The sequence below is a fragment of the Vibrio sp. 1978 genome (genome assembly GCF_033344345.1).
The window spans coordinates 1-1,265 of the sequence record NZ_JAWPOP010000104.1 but is presented as its reverse complement, the minus strand read 5'-3'; the positions used below and the strand labels follow the sequence as shown (position 1 = coordinate 1,265).

Annotated in this window: 3 protein-coding genes; all 3 read right to left on the bottom strand. The window is 44.4% G+C overall.

The annotated features are described in order from the left end of the window. Nucleotides 1–279: 279 nt before the first annotated feature. Genes R8N49_RS24785 through R8N49_RS24775 form a run of 3 tightly spaced genes read right to left on the bottom strand, consistent with a single transcriptional unit; the run spans nucleotide 280 to nucleotide 1,110 of the window. A complete protein-coding gene (locus tag R8N49_RS24785; protein WP_169573061.1) occupies nucleotides 280–510 on the bottom strand; it encodes a phage coat protein in 231 nt (76 codons plus the stop codon). Between the two features lie 7 nt (nucleotides 511–517). Continuing rightward, complete coding sequence (locus tag R8N49_RS24780; RefSeq protein WP_017636224.1) at nucleotides 518–763, bottom strand: hypothetical protein; 246 nt, start codon at nucleotides 761–763, stop codon at nucleotides 518–520. An 11-nt stretch (nucleotides 764–774) separates the two neighbouring features. After that, nucleotides 775–1,110, bottom strand: coding sequence for a hypothetical protein (locus R8N49_RS24775; RefSeq protein ID WP_017636225.1), 336 nt, complete (start codon nucleotides 1,108–1,110; stop codon nucleotides 775–777). Nucleotides 1,111–1,265 lie beyond the last annotated feature (155 nt).

Below are 1,265 nucleotides of genomic sequence, written 5' to 3'. Positions count from 1 at the left end.
ATCAAGTGTATAGATACCACCAATAACACCACAACTCGTTTTCATGTAAGGAGCAGGTTTAGTAATTTTAATTACCGTTTGAGCGGAAGCACTAAACGAAACACTCAAAAGTATCACCAGTGCCGCAATGCTTTGTTTAATACTCATGTATAAACCTCATTAAAAAAGGGGACCGAAGCCCCCTATCCTCTAAAGTTTTGAGAGGCCACAAATCCAGCCATGCCACCCAAAAGCACAAAGACGATGAGAATGACATCGTGAAGAATGGCCAACATAAACTTAAGCCTTATTCACAGCACGCTTAGCAAGAGTGATGGATTTAAGAGCCATAGCGATACCAACAATTAGCAAGCCAGCCGCACCGATTTTGGTCGCAACGCCAGCAAGGTCGATTGCACTGAATGGGTCAGCACCTGCCTCACTTGCGAAAGCAGCACCAGAGAAAGCAGCCACAGCAACAGTAGCAGCACCACGTTTTGCGAATTTCTTCGCTTGATTGATGTATTTCATAAGTACCTCAGAGAAGTTTGATTAAACGTAAAGCCATCTTGATGGCATAGGTAGAAATGAAGCCCCCAAAGAACACCAAGGAAAAACCAAGGCCGAACATTTGAGTAGCTTCAGGGCCAGTAACCTGAGTGAAGTCCATAAGCGAACCGTATTCTTGAGCCGTAACCATGACGTAACCACTACAAGAAGCAGCATCAACCTCAGGAACGACAGCAATAAAACCGTCAGCATTTGGAAGTGCGCACACAGGCATAATTAAAAACCTTACTTAGCTTTGTCAGAGACCGGATTGTCGAACAGGCTGCGAATCACTTTGAAGTCACAAACCAAGTTGCGACGTGGGTCCTCTGGGTCAGGTTCATACTCGAACTCAACAAGAGCCGGACACATCGTTGTTTCGAATTTAGCGAGAAGTGCATCGTTTGGCGCAAATGGAACCTCAACAGATTCAATACCAAACGCAATTTGAGAGCCGTTTTCGTTTTCCCAAGGCTTCAATGCCTTACCAGCAAACAAACGACCAATTTCATATTTTTTACCGGATTGCTTACCAACGCCTTTTGAGTAAGTGCCACCTGTTAGAACGTAACGAACAGCCATGCTAATTCTCCATTATCTCTTTGATTATGTGTTTGTATGTATCAGGCAAGTTGAGCAAATCACCCTGCGTATCCTCAGATATGAGCAACCCGAAAACTTTCTCCAAGTCACCATCCAAGTACTTAGCAATATCCGCTAACGTGCGGCCAACTTGA